Source organism: Clostridium sp. AM34-11AC (assembly GCF_003435375.1).
Taxonomy (GTDB): Bacteria; Bacillota; Clostridia; order Lachnospirales; family Lachnospiraceae; genus Pilosibacter; species Pilosibacter fragilis.
Window position 1 is genome coordinate 1 of record NZ_QWGL01000088.1, and the last position, 1,124, is coordinate 1,124.

Consider the following 1,124-nt stretch of genomic DNA (forward strand, 5'->3'; position numbering starts at 1 on the left):
CACTTCTTCCCAATCTGCTGATGAAGTATATGGAGATACGAAAGGAAGAACGGAAGGACTGGACAAGGGCTGGACAGAACCGGGGGACTTCACAGGACTTAAAGGCAGTCAGCGAAGCCCTGTCCTATCTCCGGCAAAAGGGGCTTTCCACTGTGGAGGACTTAGAAGCATTTCTGGAATCTTCCGGGAAATCAGCCGCCGATTACCGCAATCAGATGAAGCCAAAGGAAGCACGCAGCAAAGTGATTGACGGGATTCTTGCCAGCCGGACAGACTGCAAGGAATGTAAGCCTGTCTATGAGAAGTACCAGAAGATATTTTTTAAGAAAACAAAGGAGAAATTCAAACAGGAACACCCGGAGGTTGCCCGGTATGCGAAAGCCGCCGCCTACCTTGCCAAGCACCCGGATGATAAGGACAGTACCCAAAAGGAGCTGCAAGAGGAGCAGGAAAAACTTCTCAGCGAAATCGCAGAGCTGAAAGAACCTTTGACCGAGGTACAGGCTGATTTGAAGAAGCTGCGGGACATCCGCTACTGGGTACGGAAAGCCACACCCGGCACAGAGGAAAGCAAAGAGCCGCCCAAGAAGCAGCCCATCAAAGAAGTCTTGCAGGATAAGGCTGACGAGAAAAAAGCACAAAGAACTGTCCCGGCACAGACGAAACACAAACAACAGGATATGGAACTTTAACAGGCACTTGCCATTTTCAATCAGAGAATGTCAGGTGCTTTTCTTATTTTCAAGGAGGGATAGATTTGAATGTATTTGAAGCTGTAAAGCAGTCCGTCACAACAAGACAGGCTGCGGAGCATTATGGAATCCATGTAAACAGGAACGGGATGGCTTGCTGCCCGTTCCATAACGATAAAACCCCAAGCATGAAGCTGGATCAGCGTTACCACTGCTTCGGCTGCGGTGCGGATGGGGATGTGATTGATTTTGTCGCCGCCCTGTATGGGCTGGGAAAGAAAGAAGCCGCCGTACAACTGGCACAGGACTTCGGGCTTTCCTATGAGGACTGGAAGCCGCCGGGAAAGGCAAAAAAGCCCAAGCCCCGGCAGAAATCCCCGGAGGAACAGTTTCAGGAAGCAAAGAGCCGCTGCTTTCGTATTCTTGCCGACT

1 protein-coding gene and 1 pseudogene are annotated in these 1,124 nt (G+C 50.5%); both read left to right on the plus strand.

The annotated features are described in order from the left end of the window. Nucleotides 1–692, plus strand: a pseudogene (locus DW826_RS17825) (conjugal transfer protein); the annotation flags it as partial. A 65-nt stretch (nucleotides 693–757) separates the two neighbouring features. Further along, on the plus strand, nucleotides 758–1,124 hold a 367-nt coding region (locus DW826_RS18790; RefSeq protein WP_242994154.1), incomplete at its 3' end, for a CHC2 zinc finger domain-containing protein.